Genomic DNA, 21659 nt, shown 5'->3' with positions numbered 1-21659 from the left:
AAACCCCCAAACCCCGACCTAAAACGGATACTTCTCCACATCCACCACCTTCTCGGCAATCTGTCGCTCCAGGCCGATCTCGTCGACCCGCGGCCTGAACGTCAGCTTGTCCAACGCCTCCAGGTGGGTCGTCAGCTTGTCGGCGTCGCTCGCGGCCAGGTGGCTGAGCAGGCGCTCGGCGATGTTGCGGATCTTCTGGAAGGAGGTGCTCGTCTGCAGGCGCGTGGCCGCGCGGTGTAGCTCGGCGGCGTCGAGTCCGTCGCGCTCGATGAGCTGCAGGGTGCGGGTGACCGTGGAGTCCATCGCGTACAGGTGGATGATCATGTCGGCCAGGTCGATCAAGATCTCCTGCTGCTCGCGCAGGTCGGCCATATGCTTCTGGATGGCCTGGTTGGCGGTGTAGACCACCAGCTTGTTGGCCTGTTCGGTCATGAATCGCTCGAAGCTCAGCTCGGGGTCGGCGTCTTTGCCCGGAGGGGTGGGCATCTCCGGCTCGCTCAGGGCGGCGTCGACCTGCTGGATCATTTCGAAGAGGTTGAGCTGACCCTTCATGGTGCGCTTCAAGATCATGCCCGGGATGAGCATGCGGTTGATCTCGTTGGTCCCCTCGTAGATGCGGCTGATGCGCACGTCGCGGTACAGGCGCTCGACCTCGTACTCGGCCGAGTAGCCGTAGCCGCCGTGGATCTGGACGGCCTCGTCGGCCACGAACTGGGAGACCTCCGAGCCGAAGACCTTCATGATCGAGTCCTCGACGGCGAACTCCTCGATCGCCTTCATCGCTTGGGCCGCGTAACCCTCGGCGTTCTTGTCGAGCTTCTCGAGCTTGGCGTCCATGTAGCCGGCGACCCGGTAGCACATCGACTCGAGCGCGTAGGCCTCCGTGGCCATCTTGGCGAGCTTGGAGCGAATGGCCCCGAAGCTCGAAATGGGTTGGCCGAATTGGTGACGCTCGTTGGCGTACTGGGCGGCGAGCATGATGGAGCGCTTGACCCCGCCCAGCGAGCCCACGCCGAGCTTGAAGCGGCCGACGTTCAGGATATTGAACGCGATCTTGTGGCCCTTGCCGATCTCGCCCAGGACGTTCGACTTGGGGACTTTGACGTCGACGAGGTTCACCTCGCGCGTCGACGAGCCGTGCTGGCCCATCTTCTTCTCTTCGGCGCCCAGTGACACGCCCTCGCGGTCGGCCTCGACCAAGATGGCGGTGAACTTGTCGCCGTCGACCTGGCAGAAGACCGTGAAGAGGTCGGCGAACCCGGCGTTGGTGATCCACATCTTCGTGCCGTTGAGGATGTAGTGCTCACCGTCGTCGGACTCGACTGCCTTGGTCTTGGCGGCCAACGCATCCGAGCCGCTCCCCGGCTCGGTGAGCGCGTAGGCGGCGAACGCCTCGCCGCTGCCGAGCTTGGGCAGCCACTCTTGCTTCTGGGCTTCGGTGCCGAAGTAGAGCGTGGGCAGCATGCCGATGGTCACCTGCGCGCCGTAGGTCGCCGCGAAGCTGGCGTATTGGCTGATGATCTCGGTGATGATCATGCTGGTCGTCTTGTCGACCTGCAGCCCGCCGTACTCCTCGGGGATGTCGGCCATGAGCAGGCCGACCTCGGCGGCTTTGCGCATGATCTCGACCATCTTGTCGAAATCCTTGTGCTCGAGGTCCTCGACGTGCGGGAAGACCTCCTTTTCCATGAAGCCCTGGGCCGTCTTGGCGAAGAGAATCTGCTCTTCGGTGAACTTCTCGGGGGTCTGAATCTCCTCGAATCCGACCTTGTTGATCAGAAACGAGCAACCTTGGGGGCCTGTGGATTTCTTGTCGTCGGACATCGCTACCGCTCCTGAGACGCGAGTGAATGACTGTTCAATCAGTGGGAATATAGCACAACACAAAATATTGAAAATACAGCAATCCCCCTGCCCGACGTGTGTAGCGCCGGAGAGGGGGATTGGGGAGAGGGCTGCCTTATGGCAGCTCTCTGGTGGCTATCTCACTGGAGGCTCGCTCAGTCGGTGGCGATGTCGAGCGAGTAGCTGCCGGTGGTCAGGTCGCTGAAGGTCGTGGGCACGACCACCAGCTCTTCGCCGGCGGCGATGGTCACGCCGGCGACCTGGCTGCCCGAGGTGCCGCCGAAGTCGTCGCTGCCGTCGACGCAGGTAGCATCCGGAGTGGCCGGGTTGAAGCCCGACGAGTACACGTGCAGGTAGCCGTCGAAGTCGGGCCAGGAGGCCGTCACGGTCACCGTTTGGTCGCTGCCGGTGTTATTCACGATCCGGTAAGCGTCGTAGTAGGTGTCCTTGCCCGTGGAGGCGCCGCACCCGGAGTAGGGGCGGCTGTAGCTGGAGTCGCTCGAGTCGAGCGCTTCGGAGATCAGCAGCGACTGGCCACTGGCGGCGATGGAAAGCGGCGTGGCGCTTTCGAGGGTGCAGCTGGCCGAGCAGCCGTCACCGTCGGCGGAGTTGCCGTCTTCGCAGGTCTCTCCGGGCTCGATGGTGTCGTTGCCGCACACCGGGGCGGTCAGCGCGAAGCTGTAGGTATTCTCGTCGCTGCCGGCGCTGAAGCCGCTGACCTGAATGTAGGCGGTACCGGCCGGGAAGGTGATGGCCTCGCCGCCGACTCCCAGCGAGCCGGTTCCGGTGCTGTCGAAGGCCTCGACGGTCAACGACGAGCCGGGATCGGCCAGTCCGTTGCCCACGCCCTGGACAGCCAGAGCGAGGGTAGTCTGGCTGGCGAAGGAAAGCTCGTACCAGTCCTCATCGTTGGGGCCGGTGAGGGTGCCCGCGATCTCGGCGTCGCCGCTGATCGTGACCACCTGCGGGCTGGCTTGGGTGTCGTTGCTCCCTTCGTCGAGCGCGGTCGGGGCGAAGGTGGGCTGGGTGATGCCGAAGCTGTACGAGACGTTCTCGTCGGTCGAACTGCACCAGCCGGAGGCCATCAAGTAGTAGGTGCCCGGCGCGAGCACGCCGCCCACAGTGGCGTCGACATCGTCGTCATAGGAGAAGACGTCGCCGTTGGCGTTCATCAGGCTGGCGTCGAAGCAGAACGAGTCGGCCGTGAAGTCGATCACGTGCAGACCGGCGGTCGACACGGTGAACTCGTACACGTCCGGGTCGGTGCCCAGCGAGTGGGTCGTTCCGGCGTGGGTGGCGCTCAGGTTGGTGATCGCCATGGCGCCGGCCATGTCGTCGTTCGGCTCCTGCTCGAGCACCGGCGGGGCCACGAAGTCGAGGCTTACGTCGTACGACGGGACCGCGTCGACGCCTTCGACGCGCAGCAGGTAGATGCCGGCGTTGGCCACGACGGTGGAGTCGAGGGTCACCGTGTCGCCGGAGGTGTACGAGGCGACCTCGGTGTTGCTGGTGTCCCACAGCGCCGCGTCGAGGGTCTCGCCGCCGGTGCTGGTCAGCGTGCCGCTGAACTCGACCGGGTTGGTCGCGGTGAACATATGGAAGGCCGAGAAGTCCTCGGCGATCGCGTCGGTGATGGTGGCGGTCACCGAATCGCCCACGTCGACCGCGCCCAGATCATTGGGCGTCATCGTGGTGATTTGGGCGGTGGCGCCTGTCAGGTCGTCGAACGAGCTGGCCGGGGTGACCTCGACGACGAAGGTGCCGCCGGTTTCGGTGTACCAGTAGCGAATGTCCGGGCCGCTGGTCGACGACAACACGTCGATGTCGTCCTCGTTGAACAGTTTGTTGCCGGCGTTGTCGCGCAGCCAGAACTCGACGTCGTCGCCCTCGGTGTTCTCGAAGGCGAATTCGATGACTTGGCCGGCGTTGACGTCGAAGACGTACTTATAGGAGTCGCCTCCGTCGATGGCGGTGGCCGTGCTGGTGGCCGAAGAGTCGTCGGCGATGGCGCCCAGGTTCTCGGAGTTGGGGTCGACTTGTCCGCTGACGTCGAAGCTCAACGCCGGGCCGTGGGCCTCGGTCCAGTCGAGCAGGGCCAGCAAGTTGCCGCTGGCGGGGACGACCACTTCGAGGGTGTCGCCCGAGCTGATCGCGGCGGTGGAGCCGAGCTCGGTGGTGCTGTTCCACGTCTGCAGCACGCCCTCGGCGTCGGCGCCGCTATCTTCGACGGTCAACTGGACGATGTCGCCGGCGCTGAACCCGGTCAGGTTGAACAGGTTGTCGGTCAGCATGTCGTAGCTGCCGGTCATGTTGGCGCTGCTCAGGTCGACGTCGACCGCGGTGGGGGCGTCGAGCTGCTCGAGCGCGCCGACCCAGCTCCACTCGGCGTCGCCCGAGGGGCCGACCTCGCCGCCGGACTGCATCACCAGCGCCGGGAGCACGGTGACGGTGTAGGTGCCGTCGTAGGGCGCCGCGATCTGGCGGGCGGCGTCGGCGCTCAAGCCCACCGGGCTGTAGCGCATGTAGCCGTTGGGGCCCTCGACCATAAAGGCGGGGGCGGGCAGGCCGGTCGACTGGACGGCCAGCTGGAACCACTGGCCGGCGGTGGCGTCGAACGTGAAGACGTCGCGGTCCTGGTCCGGCTGGTTGTCGCCGTCGAGGTCGCTGGGCGCGTCGATTACGCCGGTGAACACGGTCGTCTCGCCGACGGCCTTGACGGTGAGCGCCTGAGCGGTGCCGCCCAACGCCGGGTCGTTGTTCTCGGTCTCGTCGACGTCGGCGTTGGCGGCGAGCTCCTCGGCGGGGCTGACGCACACGCCATTGAGCAGCACGTCCCCGCTCTGGCAGGCATCCGGCAGGTCCAGGCGAGCGGCCTGGAACGAGCGATTTGCCCGCACGCTGGGACAGCGATGGCGTCCCCCCAGAGAATTGTGGGACTCGAGCCGTGTGGGCGGCGCGGAGGCTACACGGCGATGGCCACTGACGCAAACAGAGTGACCACCGCCGCGATTGTGCCTCCGAACATCCCACGGGTCCTATGGCGTCAGCGCCACGAAATCCAATTCGAGATCGTAGGTGGGGATATGCTCGTCGGCGGCTATGCGCAACAGATAGAGTCCTGCGCTCGAGATTGTCGTATCGGAGAAGGTCACACCTTTGAGCGTGGCGTAGGCGTCGATTTCTCGATTGACCGCGTTGTAGAAAAAGGCGTCGGCGTCGGCCTCGTCGGGTGTGACCACTGCGCCGCTGACCTGCAGCGAACTATTGGCGGTGAACATGTGAAACGCCGAGTGCGCTCGGGCGATGGGGGTCGAGATAGTGGTGCTCAGGCTCGTGCCGGGGCCGACCACGCCCAGGTCGTTGGGCGTCACCGTGTTGATCGTCAGCGCCACGTCGCGCAAATCGTCGGAGGACGCGCTCGGGCTGACCTCGAGTACGAAGGTGCCGCCGCTTTCGGTGAACCAATAGTGAAAGCCGGGGGTCGCCGAAGCGGAGAGCGGGGTGAGCGCGTCTTCGCTCGACAGGAGTCGCCCCGCTGCGTTGTAAAGTCGGATGTCGACCTCTTCAGCCTGGGCGTTGTCCAGCGCGAGCTCGAAGACCTGGGCCGGGTTGACGTGGAAGACATAGCGAAAAGAGTCTCGCTGGCCGATATCGACGGCCGAGCTCTTGGTGGTGCTGTCGTTTGCCAGCATCCCCAGGTATTCGGTGTCGACGTCGACCTCGCCGCTCAATTCGAAGTCGAGGTCGGGACCGTGGATGCGCTCCCAGTCGAGCATCAACAGCAGGTCACCGCTGCGCGGGACCACCACCTCGATTGCCTCGCCGGGGGTCGCCGCGATCTGGCGCTGCAGCTCGTTCGGGTTGTCCCACACCTGCAACCATCCCTGGGCATCGCTTCCGCTGGCGTCGACGCTGACCGTGACGATGTCTCCGGCGCTGACGCCGGTGGCGACCAAGAGGTTGTCGGTCAATCGCTCGTAGCTTCCCGTGACGGGCGCGCCCGTGAGGCTCGCCTGGGTCGGCGTGGGCGTGGCGAGCTGCTCGAGCGCCCCCACCCAACTCCAGTCGGCGTGACCCGAGGGGCCGACCTGGCCGTCGGTGTGCATGACCATCGCCGGGAGTACGGTGATGGAGTAGGTGCCGCTGGTGGGGATGACGAGTTGACGCGCGGCGTCCGAAGACGAGCCGATCGGGCTGTAGCGCACGAACCCGTCGGGCCCCTCGACGACGAAGCCGGGAGCGGGCAGGCCGGTCGACTGCACGGAGAGTTGGAACCAGTCTCCCTCGCTGGCGTCGAAGGTGAACGTATCGCGGTCCTGGTCGGCCCGGCCGTCGTTGTCGAGGTCGCGCGGCGCCTCGATGGTGCCGGTGAAGACGGCGGCGGCGCCGACGGGCTCGACGCTCAGCGCCTGAGCGGTGCCGCCCATCGTCGGGTCGTTGTTCTCCGTCTCAGTCACGTCGGCGTTGGCGGCGAGTTTTTCGGCGGGGCTGACGCAGACGCCGTCGAGCATGACATCGCCGGTCTGGCAGGCGTCGGGCAGGCACAAGCCCGAGCCGCTGTCGAACGTGGTGCCCGTGTCGCACACCTCGGCGGTGGGCACGCAGGTGCCGCTGTCGGCGTCGAAGGCGGTGTGCGGCGCGCAGTGGGTGTCCGTGGCGACGCAGGCGCCGCTATTCGGGTCGAGGAGTTCGTCGGTCGCGCAAGCGTCTGCCTGAATGACGCAGCGCCCCTGGGCGTCCGGCTCGGTCTTGTCGGCGCAGATCTGATCGAGCGCCGGCACGCACTGGCCGTCGCGAAGCTCGGTGCCCTCACCACAGTCGATGTCGGTGTTCGGCACGCACTGCTCGGCGCTTGTATCCCAGGTGGTGCCTTCGCCGCAAAAGCCCGGGGCTTGCTCGCACTTCTGGCTGTCTGCATCGAACCGGGTGTGCTCGCCGCACACCTTGTCGTCGACGACGCAGCTTCCATCGACGAGCGTCGTCCCTTCGGCGCATATCTCGTCGGTTTGTAGCTCGTCATCCGCCACGCACTGGTCGCCATCGGCGGTGGTCCCGGGGCCGCATTCGACGCCCTGGCAGCCGAGCATCGGCGCGGATGCCACCATCGATAGCGCAAAGATCGTCAACACACGAAGAGTACTTCTCATTGGGGGGCCCCCTGATTTTAAATATATCAATTGTCTACTTCTGCCGCGAAGCACACGGCATTAAACACACAGCTGCGGCACACGGAATCGGGCCGAGGCGTGTTGGTTCCCCACTCCAAATGCGGAGTTGGATAAGTGGGGGCAACCTAGCAGATGTCGGATATGAGAATCAACAGCGATCGTGGAAGGGGGCAGGGCAGCCTGTTAGTCGCCTTGATAGACGAAGGCGCGCAGGTGTGACTGCAAGTCGGCGAGCTTGTCGCCTTCCCAGTCATCGACGAGGCGGTAGCAGTACGCCGAGCCCTTCTTGGCGTCTTTCTGGCGCTCGATGACGCCCCAGTCCTCGAAGAGGCGCACCGCGTTCTTGAACGTCGGCTTGGACAGGGTCTCGTAGTAGAGGATGCGCCCGCGAAGGTAGTCGTTGCGGGCGCGCTTGAGCGCCTTTTTGACCAGATCCTCGCGCTCCCAGACGCCCTCCATCTCTTCGAGCAGCTCGGCGGTGAGCGCGTAGGCCTCAAGGAAGCTGAGCACGAGGCGGCGGAAAAAGCCGAGCTCGGGCGGGAAGGGCTTGGGGATGTCGACCTGCAGGGTGTCGTCGGAGATCTCGTCGGCCGACACCCAGCCGGCGTGCTCGAAGTAGGCGAGCGTGCGCAAAAAGACGTTCTCGAACTCGGCGCGCTCTTCGTAGATCCACTCGTACTTGAAGAGCCGGCTCAAAAAGCGGGTCTCCTCCATGAGCGGCTCCAGCGGCACCTCGGGGGCGTCGAAACGACGAATCGCCGTCGCCAGGAGCGCCTCGGGCACGAAGTAGTGCACGATATTGTTGCGGTAGTACGCCAGCTCGAGGCGCGACTCCTCGGGCACGCTGTAGAAGACGTCCTCGTCGGTCTTCTCGATGACGACCTGGTCGTTGTCCTCGAACAGGCCGATCGCCTCTTCGATGACCGTCGAGACCGCCTCACCCATGACCGTTTCGATGCGCACCGGCCCGTCGTCCGCCATCGTCGGGGGGGCCTTGGCAGACCCGGCGCCGTTTTCGTCGGCGTCCGGCGTGCGCTCCGGGCGGCTGAGCAGGGCCGGGCTCGGCTGGCGCTCCTTGAGCCGGTCGAGGGCCTTTTTGTTCTCCTCGAGGCCCTCGCGCAGGGTCCGCGACAGGCGCGTCGACTCGAAGCGGTGGGTCAGGAAGTAGAGCAGGAAGCCGACTTCGTGCAGAAAGCGTCGTCGGTCGGTGCCGCGCACCGGGTTGTTGAGCAGGACGGTGGCCGTCAGCGACGACGGGGTGACCGTGGCCACGTGGTTGATGTCGTAGATGATGCGGTGGGCCAGGCGCACCGTCAGGTCGTCGAGGTCGTCCTCTTCGGGGCGCAGCCGGTCGATGTCGTACTTGTCGAGGTACGAACCCAGGTCGATGGGCTCGCTGAACTCGATGTAGAGGCGGCCGTATTTACTGGTCAGGAATTTGGGCGTCTTCAGGAGCCCGGTCAGGCTCTCTTTTTCTTTTTCGGCGCCCAGCACCTCGCGGCGGTACGAGCGCTCCTCGATGATCTTCTCGTAGCCCACCGAGATGGGCACCATCTTGACCGAGTCGATCCGCCCGGAGGTGAACGCCCGGATGATCATGTCGAGCATGCCGTACTTGGGCTTGATGAGCTTGCCGGTGCGGCTTCGAGTGCCCTCGATGAAGAACTCGATGGGGTAGCCCTCTTCCATCTGGCGGATGAGGTACTCGCGGAAGACGACCGGGTAGAGCTTCTCGCCGCGGAAGCTTCGGCGGATGAAGAACGCGCCTGCGCGCCGAAAGAGCGGGCCGAGCGGCCAGAACGACAGGTTGACCCCGGCGGCGATGAGCGGGGCGATCATCCCGTAGTTGTAAAAGATGTAGCTCAGCACCAGGTAGTCGATGTGGCTCTTGTGGCTCGGGATGAGCACAATGCTGCTCTCCCGGGCCGCCTCGCGCACCTTCTCGAAGCCCTCGATGTCGACCTCGAAGCCGTCGTAGATGCGGTACCACACAAAGCTCAAGACCGACGAAAAGAGCTTGAGCATCAAGAGGCTCGGGGTCGCCGCGATCTCTTCGAATTGTTTTTTGGCGCGCTTGCGAATCTGGTCTTCGGAGACGTCCTCCTCGGCGGCGATCTCGTGGACGGCGTTGGTCAGCGCGGGGCGGTTGATGAGCTCTTTGTAGAGCTTGTCGACCGGCTCGCCGGTGGGTCCCAAGATGACGTGGCGCTCCTGGTCGAGGTAGTCGAGCAGGCGGCCGCGCAACAACTCGGAGGCATCGGCGCTGCCGGCGTTGGGGTACTCGCGCAAAAACTCGTGCAGGTTGAGCGTCGTCGAGATCTGGACCATCGGCTGGCCCAGGCGCAAAAAGCTCTGCCAGAAGGTCTGGAAGAAGCCGACGAATTTGCGGAAAAAGCCGGGGCGCTGGGCGGTGCCGAAGATATCTTCGATAAACCCGGCGCGTTTGGGGTCGGGGCGCTTCTCCCAGATGAGCAGCATCGGGAGCACATAGATCGGCTCGTCGACCTGCTTTTGGGCGTGGATGAGTCGCGTGAGGTATTTCTGGCTGAACTCGAGGTTTTCGTCGGGCTCTTTGCGCGGCTTCTCCAAGAAGATGAAGACCGCCTCGTCGTTTTTGACCAGCGCCTGGACTTGCTCCTCGGGCTTTTCGGAGGGGCCGCGCCGGAACAGGCCTTTGAGCCAGGCCAAGGGGCCGCGCACCCACATGGTGCTCACGCCGTTGGCGTACTGGGCCAGCGGCAGATCGTGCTTGAGAAAGGCGTAGTTGAAGTACAGGTAGTCGAGGAAGCTTCGCGACTGCATCACGTACACGGGCGTGCCGCGCTTGGCCGCGTCGCGAATATTGTCGGCGTTTCGCTGCCCGAACAACACGTGGGCAAAGAGCACCGAGCCGATCAGGCGCAGCAGACGCCCCAGGGTGCGCAGCATCGCCGACTTGTGCGGCCGCTCGCGCAATTGCTCGGCCAGCGCCGCGTGGCGCTCGACGAGCGCCTGGGCATCGTCGACCTCGACTTCGGACTCCTCGTCGAGCCGGGGCAGCCCCTCGGGGAGCATCGACTCGTCGCTGCTCCCTGCCGGGCCATCAAAATTTTCGAGATCTCCGTCCGCAGCCAACGTCTGCTTCCTTTTCGAGGCTTACAACACGAGGCGTTTATAAACCCTCGATCCCAACACCACAACATCCGCGAGCCAACGACCTTTCCCGAGGGCCTACGAACTCTCCCGCACAAAATTGCGCCTACCTACACCCTATGGTACTCCTGAAGGGCGACGAGCGCGAACACCTGTTGTAAACTCGCGCCTGCTACGTAAAATGTCTGCACTACCTGTTGGCCAGCATGCACACGCTGGTGGGGCCAGACCAAATCAACTTAGAGAATACACTAGATTATGGCAGATATGACGCCTTCGCGGCCTCGGATCTTTCTCTTGGCGAGCTTCTTGGTGATGCTCCTCATCCCTTCGGCGACCTTTGCCCAGGGCTCCATGGACTTTGGAGTCGAAGAGGTCGAAGAAGAGGAGTCGGAGGGGCAAGACGGCGCCGCCGAAGATGACGGCACCATGACCTTTGGCGCCGAGGAGGTTCAGGAGGAGCCGCAAGACACGGCCGCCACCGATAGCTACACCGTCGCCGTGGTCGCCATTCCCTCGGAAGCCATCGACCGCGACCAGCGCATCGAGCTGCAACAAAAGATGCTCGACGCGGTCAGCCTCGACCCCAACTACCGCGCTCAGGACGGCGCGCCGGTGCTCAACGGCCTGGAGGCCAACGGCATCGCCTCGTGCGTGACCGAGCCGCTGTGTCTGTCGGGAGTCGGCCAGGACGCCGGTGTCGACCGCATCCTCATCGGTCGCGTCGAGCAGAAGGCGCGCGGTCTGTCGCTCAACGTCGACCTGTTCGACGTCAACGACAAGCTGTTCGTCAAGTACACCTCGGTCGATCGTCTCGGAAATTTCGACTCGGTCCTCGACTCGGTCGAGCCGGCCATGAAGGACATCTTCGACATCCGCGTCGAGCGAAAGGGCCCCAACTACGGTGAAGAGGGCGACAGCGGCACCGTCCAGAAGATCTTGGCCTGGACCGCCGCCGGTCTGTCGGTCGCCAGCCTCGGCGCCGGCATCTACTTCGGCATGGAGGCCTCCGACGGCGAGGACGCCATCATCGGCAGCAAGAACGCCGGCGGCCAGTTCACCATCTCGCAGGCCGAAGCTCAGCAGATGCTGCGCGACGTCGAGGGCGACGCGCTGACGGCCAACGTCTTGTACGGCGCTTCGGCCGGCCTGGCGGTCATCAGCGGGATTTTGTTCTACGTCGAGTCCGGCTCTGACGTCGCCGCCCCCGAGGGCCGTCGTCGCGCCGGACTGCTCGACCGCGTCGACATCCAGCCGAGCTTCGGCGTCGATAACGTCGGCCTTGGGGCCTCCTTCAAATTCTGATTCGTTTTGCACAGCGATCTTGCACGGCTAGACAACCTAGACGGCTAGACAAGACGCACACAGCAAGACTTGACGACGAGATATAGATGCGCAGCAAAAATACCATTCTCCTTACGATCGCCTCCGTCTGCTTCGCCGCAGGCATCTGGACTGGTTGCACCGTCGGCTTTGACGTCGACCAAGAGGGGGTCTTCCCCTGCGAAACCAATGACGACTGCATCCAAGGCTACGTGTGCTCTGAAACCGACATGGTCTGCCAAAAGCCCATCGGCACTCCCGATGCGCCGCCCTGCGACCAAGAAGGCAATCCGGAGGGCGATATCGACCTGGACAACGACGGCTACGGTACTGGCAGCGACCGCACCAACTGTCCGCCGAGCAAGCAGGCCGAGGACTGCGACGACACCGATCCGAATATCTTCCCGGGCGCCGGTGAGCGATGCAACGGCGCCGACGACGACTGCGACACCGAGGTCGACGAGTTCGATTGTCAGTCGAGTTCCTCGGAGTGCGGCAGTCCGCCCAGCGAGTTGGTCAACTACCTCGACTACTTTGCCTGCGAGAACAACACCTGCGTGATGCAGCCGTTCAACCAGGCCAAGCAACTCGACGGCGGCACGTGTGCCGACATCAAGATCACCTGCAACTCTCAGGAGCAGGCGTTCACCTACACCTTCAACGGCCAGAGCTACACGGCCACCGAAGGTCCGGTCCTCGAGTGTCAGTAAACCCAGCAAATGGGGCCTGACTCGACGGGCATCTGAATAGCGAAGAGCCAACGCGGCCTTGAGGCTGCGTTGGCTTTTCTCGTTCTTGGCCGCTAGACTGGGAGGCCAACCATCAAACTCATTGGGAGGGCTTGACCATGGACTGCAGACGCTATCTCATCACCATCGGATGTCTGGGCATGTTGTGCTTTGGGGCGGGGTGTAATGCAGGCGCAGATGGGCTGCCCGAGGGGGATTATCCGTGTGAAAGTGATGGGGACTGTATCGAGGGCTACGAATGTGTCGATGGCATCTGTGAGGAGCCGGTGCCGCTAACAGCGCCGCCGTGCGATCAGTCTGCAGATCCCGAAGGCGACATCGACCTCGACGATGACGGGTACGGTGATGGCGCCGACCGAACCAATTGTCCTCCGGACAAATACCAACTCGACTGCGACGACACCCGCTCCGACATTTCGCCAGGGGCTCCCGAGCTCTGTGACGGCGTCGACAATGACTGCGACGACCAAGTAGACGAGTTCGATTGCCAGATAAGCACCGATTGCGGTGCGGTGCCGAGCGACCTGCGCCGGGTCTATGGCTACGAATGCGAAGCCAACAAGTGCGTGCTTCGCCCCTCTGTGCGCCCCGAAGGCACCGTCTGCCAAGAGGTTCGCGCCACCTGTGACACCAACGCCGGTGCCTTCACCTACGAGGTCGATGGACAGACCTATCGGGGTACGGAGGGACCCGCAGGCGAGTGTGACTGACACAGAAAGAGCCGGCGGGGCATCAGCCGCGCCGGCTCTCACTCATCTGTCGATTACTCGCTTATCCGATTAACCGAGCGCATCCTTGATGCGCGCGACTCCTTTCTCGATGAGCTCGTCGCTCGTCGCATACGACATGCGCAGGTACCCGGGCGTGCCGAACGCCGAGCCGGGCACGAGCGCGACCTTCGCCTCGTCGAGCAGGTAGCCCGCCAACGCCATATCGTCCTCGAAGCGATCGCCGATAAACGACGAGAAGTCGGGGAACACGTAGAACGCGCCGTCGGGCGTGGCACACTCGACGCCATCGATGGCGTTCAAGCCCTCGACGATGAGGTCGCGGCGGCGCTTGAAGATGTCGCGCATCTCGTCGATCACCGAGTCGTCGAGGTTCAACGCCTCGAGCGCGCCCCACTGGGCGAACGCGGTGGTGTTCGAGGTCGACTGGCTCTGCAGCTTGGCCATCGCGCTGATGATCTCTTGCGGCCCGTGGGCATAGCCCAGGCGCCAGCCGGTCATCGCGTAGGTCTTGCTGAACCCGTTGAAGGTGATGGTGCGGTCCTCGAGTTCCGGCACGGTCGCCACCAGATCCGGGGCGATGCCGCCTCCGTAGTAGAGCCGGTCATAGATGGCGTCGAAGAAGACCACCACGTCCTCGCGGGTCTTCAGCACCTCGCCGAGCGCCTCGAGTTCCTCTTTCGAATAGCACGAGCCGGTCGGGTTCGACGGCGAGCACAGGATGACGCCCTTGACCGACGGGTCCTCCAGTTGCTTCTCGAGCTGCTCGGGGAGCATCTTGAAGTGGGTGTCGAGTCCCGTCTCCACTGCAATGGGCTCGGCGTCGGCCAAGGTCACCTGCGCCGGGTAGCTCACCCAGTACGGTGCGGGGATGAGCACCTTGTCGCCCTCGCCGAACAACACTTGCGTGGCGTTGTAGAGCGCGTGCTTTCCGCCCACGGTCACCACGACCTGGCTGGCCTCGATGTCGCGACCACGCTTTTTGTAGTCGTCGGCGATCGCCTGGCGCAGCTGCGGGATGCCGGCGGCCGGGGTGTACTTGGTCTTGCCCTCGTCGATGGCGCGCTTGGCGGCCTCGCGGATAGACTCGGGCGTGTTGAAATCGGGCTCTCCGGCGCTGAAGCTGATGACGTCGATACCATCGGCCACCATCTGTTTAGCGCGCGCAGAAATCGCCAGCGTGGGCGACGGCTCGATGCGATTGATTCTGTCGGCGAGTTTGATCACGTTGCGCTCCTTACTTTTTGTCGGCAAATTTCTCGACCAGCTTCTGCTCTACGTGTTCCGGCACCACACCCTCGACCTTGCCTCCAAAGCTCGCCACCTCTTTGACCAAGCTGGAGCTGACGTAAAAGTCGCTCTCCTCGGTCATCATGAAGACGGTGTCGATGCTGTCGTCGAGCTTGCGGTTCATGTTGGCCATCTGCAGCTCGTACTCGAAGTCGCTCACCGCGCGCAGCCCGCGCAGGATCACCCGCACGTTGCGGCTGGCGGCATAGTCGACCAGCAGCCCCGAGAAGGTGTCGATCTCGACACGTTCGTCGGCAAACTCGGTGCGGATGAACTCTTCGCGCTCATCGACCGTAAAGAGAGGCTCCTTTCGGATATTGACGGCGATGGCGACGATGATCTTGTCGAAGATCCGCAGGCCGCGCTCGATGATGCTGACATGACCGTTGGTCAACGGATCGAAGCTGCCCGGGTAGATCGCGATGCGAGCCATGGTAGTTCTCGGCGTTCGGGAATCGTCTGTCTGCTACGACGACGGTGTTATTCGATTGCGCTCTATGGCGCAATGGCTACTGCTGCACCACGCGCCGGAAGAAGCTCACGCGCGTGCGCCCGTACTCTCTAGTATCCTCGAGTTCGAAGCCGTCGACCTCGGGCACGTCCTCTCCGAGATCCTGCTCGAGCACGACCAAGGCTTGGTCACTGACACACGGCGCCCCGACCATCTCCTCGAGGGCCTTTTGGCCCAATCCCTTATGATAAGGGGGATCGAGCAGCCACAAATCGGGATCTTCGTCGATCATGACGAGTTGTTTGGTGAAGTCACCGCGAAGCACGATTCCTTGATCGCGCGCATCAATGCGCTCCAGGTTCTCGTCGATCAACTCGAGCGCCTCTTCACGCCGCTCGATGAAGTAGCAAACCTTGGCACCACGGCTCAGCGCCTCACACCCCAGCGCCCCTGTGCCCGAGAAGCCGTCGACAACTACCGCGTCGTGGATGTCGCCCAGGATCGAAAAGAGCGCCTCGCGCACACGATCGGGCGTCGGGCGGATCTCCCGGGTCTCCGGTGAAGCCAATGAACGCCCGCCAGCACGGCCTGCAATGATTCGCATCGGGTTTCCTTATAAGTAGTTCTAGCCATCTTGTGTCCCATGCTCGGAACCGGGCCTCATTATGGGCAGGTTTTCCTTGACCTCAAGCCCAGCGCATGTAAACTCCCGCTTCCGCGCTGAGGAGGCTGGCGAAACGACGCCAACTCGCAGCCGGGGAAGGTTTTCGAGATTCTTTGAAATACTCCCTCGCACCGATGAGTTAAACGCTTGGTTCGAGAGGAAACGACGCCGGCCAACGGCGCTCCAAAAGAATCGGAAAAACCTCTTGACGCGGCGGCGGTAAGCACTTACCTTCCGCCGCCCGCTGACGAAAAAGCCCACGTGGCTTCGAGTCGGCGGCGAGAGCCGAAACGCTGATTTCGAGAAAGCTCGAAAGAAACGAAAAAGGCTCTTGACGCGGCGTCGGTAAGCACTTACCTTCCGCCGCCCGCTGACGAAAAGCCTCACGGCTTCGGGTCAGCGCCCAGGAGCTCGATTGTCGCTTTCGAAAATGTTCGAAAGAAACGAAAAAGGCTCTTGACAGGCTGGAGCAGCGAACATATGCTCCGCCGCCCGCTGACGAAAAGCCCAACGGCTCGAGTCGGCGGCGAGAGGCTTCTCGGAATTTCGAACACGCTTCGAAAGTTTTGAAAAAGGCTCTTGACAGGCGGCAGCAACGAACATATGCTCCGCCGCCCGCTGATGAAAAAGCCGACACGGCTTAACATCGAGCGGCTCTTTGAAAACAGAATAGGAGTTCAGACAAGACGGCACGTCTTTCTTACTGAGTCTAACTCAGAAAAGGTAGTGCTCTTTGTTTGGCGAAGCTAGTGTGCAGACGAGTCGACCTCGTCGTGTGACGCGCGTCCCTCCAAAGGAGGGGCTCGGAGATAGATGCCCGAAGCGCGCACGGCCCGAGCGCAAGGCTTTTCGAAAGTGGTTTCCTGACAGGTTCTTCTTTCTTAAGTCGCCACCTCTACTATAGAGGCGCAAGTGCTCGGTCATCAAAATCGACCAAAACCTGTACGCAGCTCTCCAAGCATAGCAGCCATCACACCTTCTTTAGTGGGTTCGCCCGCTAGACGAGAAGGACGTGTGTCGCAGCGAACGCTTGGCAACCAGCTCTTATACCTTTGAGAGATTGGTTGTTCATTATAGAGGAGCTCTATTTCAAACTGGAGAGTTTGATCCTGGCTCAGAACGAACGCTGGCGGCGTGCTTAACACATGCAAGTCGCACGAGAAAAGGACCTTCGGGTCCCGAGTAAAGTGGCGAATGGGTGAGTAACACGTGAGTAATGTGCCTCCGAGCGGGGGATAACTATCCGAAAGGGTAGCTAATACCGCATGAGACCACACCGGCTGCGGCCGGAGCGGTCAAAGCCTTCGGGCGCTCGGAGATCAGCTCGCGGTCTATTAGCTAGTTGGTGAGGTAAAAGCTCACCAAGGCCATGATAGATAGCTGGTCTGAGAGGACGATCAGCCACACTGGGACTGAGACACGGCCCAGACTCCTACGGGAGGCAGCAGTGGGGAATCTTGCGCAATGGGCGAAAGCCTGACGCAGCAACGCCGCGTGAGTGAAGAAGGCCTTCGGGTCGTAAAGCTCTGTCAGGAGGGAAGAAAACCCGCATTGTCGGGCATGACGGTACCTCCGAAGGAAGCACCGGCTAACTCCGTGCCAGCAGCCGCGGTAATACGGAGGGTGCAAGCGTTGTTCGGAATCATTGGGCGTAAAGCGCGCGCAGGCGGCCTATTAAGTCTGATGTGAAAGCCCGGGGCTCAACCCCGGAGGTGCATTGGAAACTGGTAGGCTTGAGTCCGAGAGGGGTCAGTGGAATTCGTGGTGTAGGGGTGAAATCCGTAGAGATCACGAGGAACACCAGTGGCGAAGGCGACTGACTAGATCGGAACTGACGCTGAGGCGCGAAAGCGTGGGTAGCAAACAGGATTAGATACCCTGGTAGTCCACGCCGTAAACGATGTTCACTAGTTGCTGGCTCAATTGAGAGTCCGTGACGAAGCTAACGCATTAAGTGAACCGCCTGGGGAGTACGGCCGCAAGGTTAAAACTCAAAGGAATTGACGGGGGCCCGCACAAGCGGTGGAGCATGTGGTTTAATTCGAAGCAACGCGAAGAACCTTACCTGGATTTGACATCCCGTGAATCTCTCCTAACCGAGAGGGTGCCCTTCGGGGAGCACGGTGACAGGTGCTGCATGGCTGTCGTCAGCTCGTGTCGTGAGATGTTCGGTTAAGTCCGGCAACGAGCGCAACCCCTATTCTTAGTTGCTACCAGGTCATGCTGGGCACTCTAAGGAGACTGCCGGAGTGAATTCGGAGGAAGGTGGGGATGACGTCAAGTCCTCATGGCCCTTATGTCCAGGGCTACACACGTGCTACAATGGTCGGTACAAAGGGTCAGCTAACTCGCGAGAGTATGCCAATCCCAAAAAGCCGGCCTCAGTTCGGATTGCAGTCTGCAACTCGACTGCATGAAGCTGGAATCGCTAGTAATCGTGGGTCAGCATACCACGGTGAATACGTTCCCGGGCCTTGTACACACCGCCCGTCACACCATGGAAGTCGTTTGCTCCAGAAGTCGGTGACCCAACTTTTAGAGGGAGCCGCCGAAGGAGTGAACGGTGACTGGGGTGAAGTCGTAACAAGGTAGCCGTAGGGGAACCTGCGGCTGGATCACCTCCTTTACGGAGCATCTAGCTCTAATACGACTCGCATCTATGAGTGTCTCGCGCACTTTGCCCTCCAAAGCGCACCGCCAAAGAAATCTACGTGCCGTCTTGTCTGAACTCCTGTTTTGCCGCGTCTTGGACCTGTAGCTCAGTTGGTTAGAGCGCACCCCTGATAAGGGTGAGGTCGCTAGTTCAAATCTAGCCAGGTCCACTGAAAACAGCGGCCTCCGGGCCAAGTTTTCTGAACCGACGTGGGGGATTAGCTCAGTTGGGAGAGCATCGCCTTTGCAAGGCGAGGGTCATCGGTTCGAGTCCGATATCCTCCACTGCGATCTTTGAAAATTGCATAGGACAGTGTCTTTTGATGAGAGTGCGTTCTCTAGGATGGGAACAAACTCTCTCAGTCAGGCATCTTCCATCGACAGCTCATTACGAGCTGTGGATGAAACGATATACACTGATCCGATGGACCCTGGAATCGAGCAAGTAAGTCTTGCTCTTGATGATTCCAAAGGTTGTCCATCGAGACATCATTTAGAAACATCAAGCGCACTTTGTTGTGGTCTCTTTTTTAAGAGATACACATCATTCTTAGGTCAAGCTACTAAGGGCGTACGGTGGATGCCTTGGCGTTTGCTGGCGATGAAGGACGTGGAAGGCTGCGATAAGCCATGGGGAGCCGCCAAACAGGCCTCGATCCATGGATTTCCGAATGGGGAAACCCGGCCTGGGTAATACCAGGTCATCCAACACTGAATACATAGGTGTTGGAGGCGAACTCGGAGAACTGAAACATCTCAGTACCCGAAGGAAAAGACATCAATTGAGATTCCCTCAGTAGCGGCGAGCGAACGGGGAAGAGCCTAAACTGCTCGAGTGCCAAGCCCACAGGCGTTGCTCGAGCAGGGTTGTGGGGCTCGCTTTCCTGAAGCTGTGGCTTCAGGCGCAAGTCAAAAACAAGACGATAGCCAAACGGTTCTGGAAAGGCCGGCCAGAGAGGGTAATAGCCCCGTCGGCGACATCGACTTGTCTTGCGAAGCGAGTTCCCGAGTACGACGGGACACGTGAAATCCTGTCGGAAACTGGGAGGACCATCTTCCAAGGCTAAATACACGCAAACGACCGATAGTGCACAAGTACCGTGAGGGAAAGGTGAAAAGTACCCCTTTAAGGGGAGTGAAATAGAACCTGAAACCGTATGCCTACAAGCAGTGGGAGCACGATGCCCTTTTGGGCCGTGTGACTGCGTGCCTTTTGCATAATGAGTCAGCGAGTTGCGTTTGGCAGCAAGGTTAATCCGCTCAGGAGAAGCCGCAGGGAAACCAAGTCTTAACCGGCGACAAGTTGTCAGGCGCAGACCCGAAACCGAGTGAGCTACCCTTGGCCAGGTTGAAGTTCCGGTAAAACGGAATGGAGGACCGAACCCACTGACGTTGAAAAGTCAGGGGATGAGCTGAGGGTAGGGGTGAAAGGCCAATCAAACTCGGAGATAGCTGGTTCTCCTCGAAACCTATTTAGGTAGGGCCTCGAGACAATCACCGACGGAGGTAGAGCACTGAATGGGCAAGGGGGCTAACCGCCTACCAACCCCAATCAAACTCCGAATGCCGTCGAGTGTTACCTCGGGAGTCAGTCTGCGGGCGATAACGTTCGTAGGCGAGAGGGCAACAACCCAGACCGCCAGCTAAGGCCCCTAAATGACGACTAAGTGGAAAAGGATGTGGAGGCACACAGACAACCAGGAGGTTGGCTTAGAAGCAGCCACCCTTGAAAGAAAGCGTAATAGCTCACTGGTCAAGTGAATCCGCGCCGAAAATACACCGGGGCTTAAGTCGTCTGCCGAAGCTGCGGACTGTACCTGTTCTACGGAACAAGTGCAGTGGTAGAGGAGCATTCCAGTCGCCTGTGAAGGGATACCGGTAAGGAGTCCTGGAGGTTCTGGAAGAGAGTATGCTGACGTGAGTAACGTAAAACCAGGTGAGAAACCTGGTCGCCGAAAACCTAAGGGTTCCTGGGCCATGCTTATCAGCCCAGGGTTAGTCGGGACCTAAGCCGAGGCCGAAAGGCGTAGGCGATGGAAAGCAGGTTAATATTCCTGCACCCACACGCGAGACGTTGAAGATGAGGGATGACGAAGCACGCAAGGTTCGCCGGCGATTGGATGCCGGTTCAACCCCGCAGCCGCTGTAGTAGGAGGCCATGGGCCACAAACGCTACGGCATAAGGTCAGAGGGGATGAGGAGCGCTCCGCTTTGGGAGCGCATGTCAACGAATTGTGGCGATACTTCCAAGAAAAATCTCGCATCGGAGTCCGTGAGTGGCCCGTACCGTAAACCAACACAGGTAGGTAGGTGGAGTACACCTAGGCGCTTGAGAGAACCCTGGTTAAGGAACTCGGCAAATTGATACCGTAACTTCGGGAGAAGGTATGCCCCGAGTACGTGAACGTCTTAACGACTGTAGCGGAAACGGGTTGCAGAGAGCAGGGGGTAGCGACTGTTTACCAAAAACACAGGACTCTGCGAACTCTAGAGAGAGGACGTATAGGGTCTGACGCCTGCCCGGTGCTGGAAGGTTAAGGGGAGCGGTTAACACCTTCGGGTGTGAAGCTGCAAACCGAAGCCCCAGTAAACGGCGGCCGTAACTATAACGGTCCTAAGGTAGCGAAATTCCTTGGCGGGTAAGTTCCGTCCTGCACGAATGGCGTAACGACTTCCCCACTGTCTCGACCAGGGACTCAGTGAAATCGAACTAGCGGTGAAGATGCCGTTTACCCGCGGCAAGACGGAAAGACCCCGTGAACCTTGACTGTAGCTTGGCACTGACATTCGGGTCCACCTGTGTAGGATAGGTGGGAGACAGGGAAGCCGGCGCGCCAGCGTCGGTGGAGTCACCCTTGAAATACCACCCTGGTGGACCTGGATGCCTAACTCACACCCCTGAAGCGGGGTGGAGGACAGTGTCTGGTGGGCAGTTTGACTGGGGCGGTCGCCTCCCAAAGAGTAACGGAGGCGCGCAAAGGTTGGCTCAGGCTGTACAGAAACCAGCCGAAGAGTGTAAAGGCACAAGCCAGCTTAACTGTGAGACATACAGGTCGAACAGATGCGAAAGCAGGCCTTAGTGATCCGGTGATTCCGAATGGAAGGGTCATCGCTCAACGGATAAAAGGTACTCCGGGGATAACAGGCTTATCTCCTCCAAGAGTTCACATCGACGAGGAGGTTTGGCACCTCGATGTCGGCTCATCACATCCTGGGGCTGGAGTAGGTCCCAAGGGTTCGGCTGTTCGCCGATTAAAGTGGTACGCGAGCTGGGTTCAGAACGTCGTGAGACAGTTCGGTCCCTATCTGCCGTGGGCGCAGGAAATTTGAGAGGAACTGCCCCTAGTACGAGAGGACCGGGGTGGACGCATCCCTGGTGTACCGGTTGTCGCGCCAGCGGCACGGCCGGGTAGCCATATGCGGACAGGATAACCGCTGAAAGCATCTAAGCGGGAAGCCCCCCTCAAGATCAGATTTCCCTTCGGGTAAACCCGACTGTAGGTCCGTCGAAGACGACGACGTGGATAGGCGTCAAGTGGAAGCATGGCAACATGTGGAGCTGAGACGTACTAATCGACCAGGAGGCTTGACCTTTTTACTTGCTTTGCTCGACCCCAGGGTCGGTCGGATCAGTCAAAGAGGATGCCTCGCTGAGAC

Annotated in this window: 10 protein-coding genes, 2 tRNA genes and 2 rRNA genes; 7 read left to right on the top strand and 7 right to left on the bottom strand. The window is 61.2% G+C overall.

The features are described from left to right. Window positions 1-18 precede the first annotated feature (18 nt). The 4 genes from FIV42_RS09860 to FIV42_RS09845 form a co-directional block, all read right to left on the bottom strand. The gene (locus tag FIV42_RS09860) at window positions 19-1824 is read right to left on the bottom strand and encodes an acyl-CoA dehydrogenase family protein (protein WP_141197515.1); all 1806 of its coding nucleotides are present in this window, start codon (window positions 1822-1824) and stop codon (window positions 19-21) included. A 176-nt stretch (window positions 1825-2000) separates the two neighbouring features. Then, window positions 2001-4742, bottom strand: a complete 2742-nt coding sequence (locus tag FIV42_RS09855; RefSeq protein ID WP_141197514.1) for a myxococcus cysteine-rich repeat containing protein — start codon at window positions 4740-4742, stop codon at window positions 2001-2003. A gap of 138 nt (window positions 4743-4880) precedes the next feature. Continuing rightward, a complete protein-coding gene (locus tag FIV42_RS09850) occupies window positions 4881-6992 on the bottom strand; it encodes a hypothetical protein (protein WP_141197513.1) in 2112 nt (703 codons plus the stop codon). 204 nt (window positions 6993-7196) lie between these two features. Further along, a complete protein-coding gene (locus FIV42_RS09845; RefSeq protein ID WP_141197512.1) occupies window positions 7197-10127 on the bottom strand; it encodes a 1-acyl-sn-glycerol-3-phosphate acyltransferase in 2931 nt (976 codons plus the stop codon). 276 nt (window positions 10128-10403) lie between these two features. Here FIV42_RS09845 and FIV42_RS09840 point away from each other — a divergent pair, with 276 nt between their 5' ends. From FIV42_RS09840 to FIV42_RS09830, 3 genes are all read left to right on the top strand, one after another. Further along, the gene (locus tag FIV42_RS09840; RefSeq protein WP_141197511.1) at window positions 10404-11450 is read left to right on the top strand and encodes a hypothetical protein; all 1047 of its coding nucleotides are present in this window, start codon (window positions 10404-10406) and stop codon (window positions 11448-11450) included. 86 nt (window positions 11451-11536) lie between these two features. Beyond that, window positions 11537-12178 carry a putative metal-binding motif-containing protein gene (locus tag FIV42_RS09835; RefSeq protein WP_141197510.1) on the top strand — a complete coding sequence of 214 codons (642 nt, stop codon included), beginning with the start codon at window positions 11537-11539 and terminating at the stop codon, window positions 12176-12178. 137 nt (window positions 12179-12315) lie between these two features. Further along, entirely contained in the window at window positions 12316-12927 is a 612-nt protein-coding gene (locus FIV42_RS09830; RefSeq protein WP_141197509.1) for a putative metal-binding motif-containing protein, read from the top strand. A gap of 69 nt (window positions 12928-12996) precedes the next feature. Here the strand turns inward: FIV42_RS09830 and FIV42_RS09825 are convergent, their stop codons facing one another. The 3 genes from FIV42_RS09825 to rsmD form a co-directional block, all read right to left on the bottom strand. Beyond that, complete coding sequence (locus tag FIV42_RS09825; RefSeq protein WP_222615426.1) at window positions 12997-14172, bottom strand: pyridoxal phosphate-dependent aminotransferase; 1176 nt, start codon at window positions 14170-14172, stop codon at window positions 12997-12999. A gap of 10 nt (window positions 14173-14182) precedes the next feature. Further along, a complete protein-coding gene (coaD, locus tag FIV42_RS09820; protein WP_141197508.1) occupies window positions 14183-14668 on the bottom strand; it encodes a pantetheine-phosphate adenylyltransferase in 486 nt (161 codons plus the stop codon). A gap of 76 nt (window positions 14669-14744) precedes the next feature. Further along, window positions 14745-15290 carry a 16S rRNA (guanine(966)-N(2))-methyltransferase RsmD gene (gene rsmD / locus FIV42_RS09815; protein WP_141197507.1) on the bottom strand — a complete coding sequence of 182 codons (546 nt, stop codon included), beginning with the start codon at window positions 15288-15290 and terminating at the stop codon, window positions 14745-14747. Window positions 15291-16441: 1151 nt separating this feature from the next. Here rsmD and FIV42_RS09810 point away from each other — a divergent pair. The 4 genes from FIV42_RS09810 to FIV42_RS09795 all read left to right on the top strand — a co-directional run bounded on the left by FIV42_RS09810 (window position 16442) and on the right by FIV42_RS09795 (window position 21596). Next, window positions 16442-17976, top strand: a 16S ribosomal RNA gene (locus FIV42_RS09810). Window positions 17977-18098: 122 nt separating this feature from the next. Then, a tRNA-Ile gene (locus FIV42_RS09805) sits at window positions 18099-18172 on the top strand. 42 nt (window positions 18173-18214) lie between these two features. Next, window positions 18215-18287: transfer RNA gene (locus FIV42_RS09800), tRNA-Ala, on the top strand. Between the two features lie 268 nt (window positions 18288-18555). Beyond that, a 23S ribosomal RNA gene (locus FIV42_RS09795) occupies window positions 18556-21596 on the top strand. Together the 16S and 23S rRNA genes with 2 tRNA genes alongside form the textbook arrangement of a ribosomal RNA operon. Window positions 21597-21659: the final 63 nt, after the last annotated feature.

This window comes from Persicimonas caeni (assembly GCF_006517175.1).
Taxonomy (GTDB): Bacteria; Myxococcota_A; Bradymonadia; order Bradymonadales; family Bradymonadaceae; genus Persicimonas; species Persicimonas caeni.
Note: the sequence above shows the minus strand (reverse complement) of the source record. Positions and strands in the feature narration are given on the sequence as shown.

Bases quoted from the DNA above. Each gene is read 5' to 3' on its own strand.
- FIV42_RS09860 (WP_141197515.1), bottom strand. From the start codon at position 1,824: ATGTCCGACGACAAGAAATCCACAGGCCCCCAAGGTTGCTCGTTTCTG.
- rsmD (WP_141197507.1), bottom strand. From the start codon at position 15,290: ATGCGAATCATTGCAGGCCGTGCTGGCGGGCGTTCATTGGCTTCACCG.
- coaD (WP_141197508.1), bottom strand. From the start codon at position 14,668: ATGGCTCGCATCGCGATCTACCCGGGCAGCTTCGATCCGTTGACCAAC.
- FIV42_RS09830 (WP_141197509.1), top strand. From the start codon at position 12,316: ATGGACTGCAGACGCTATCTCATCACCATCGGATGTCTGGGCATGTTG.
- FIV42_RS09850 (WP_141197513.1), bottom strand. From the start codon at position 6,992: ATGAGAAGTACTCTTCGTGTGTTGACGATCTTTGCGCTATCGATGGTG.
- FIV42_RS09840 (WP_141197511.1), top strand. From the start codon at position 10,404: ATGGCAGATATGACGCCTTCGCGGCCTCGGATCTTTCTCTTGGCGAGC.
- FIV42_RS09835 (WP_141197510.1), top strand. From the start codon at position 11,537: ATGCGCAGCAAAAATACCATTCTCCTTACGATCGCCTCCGTCTGCTTC.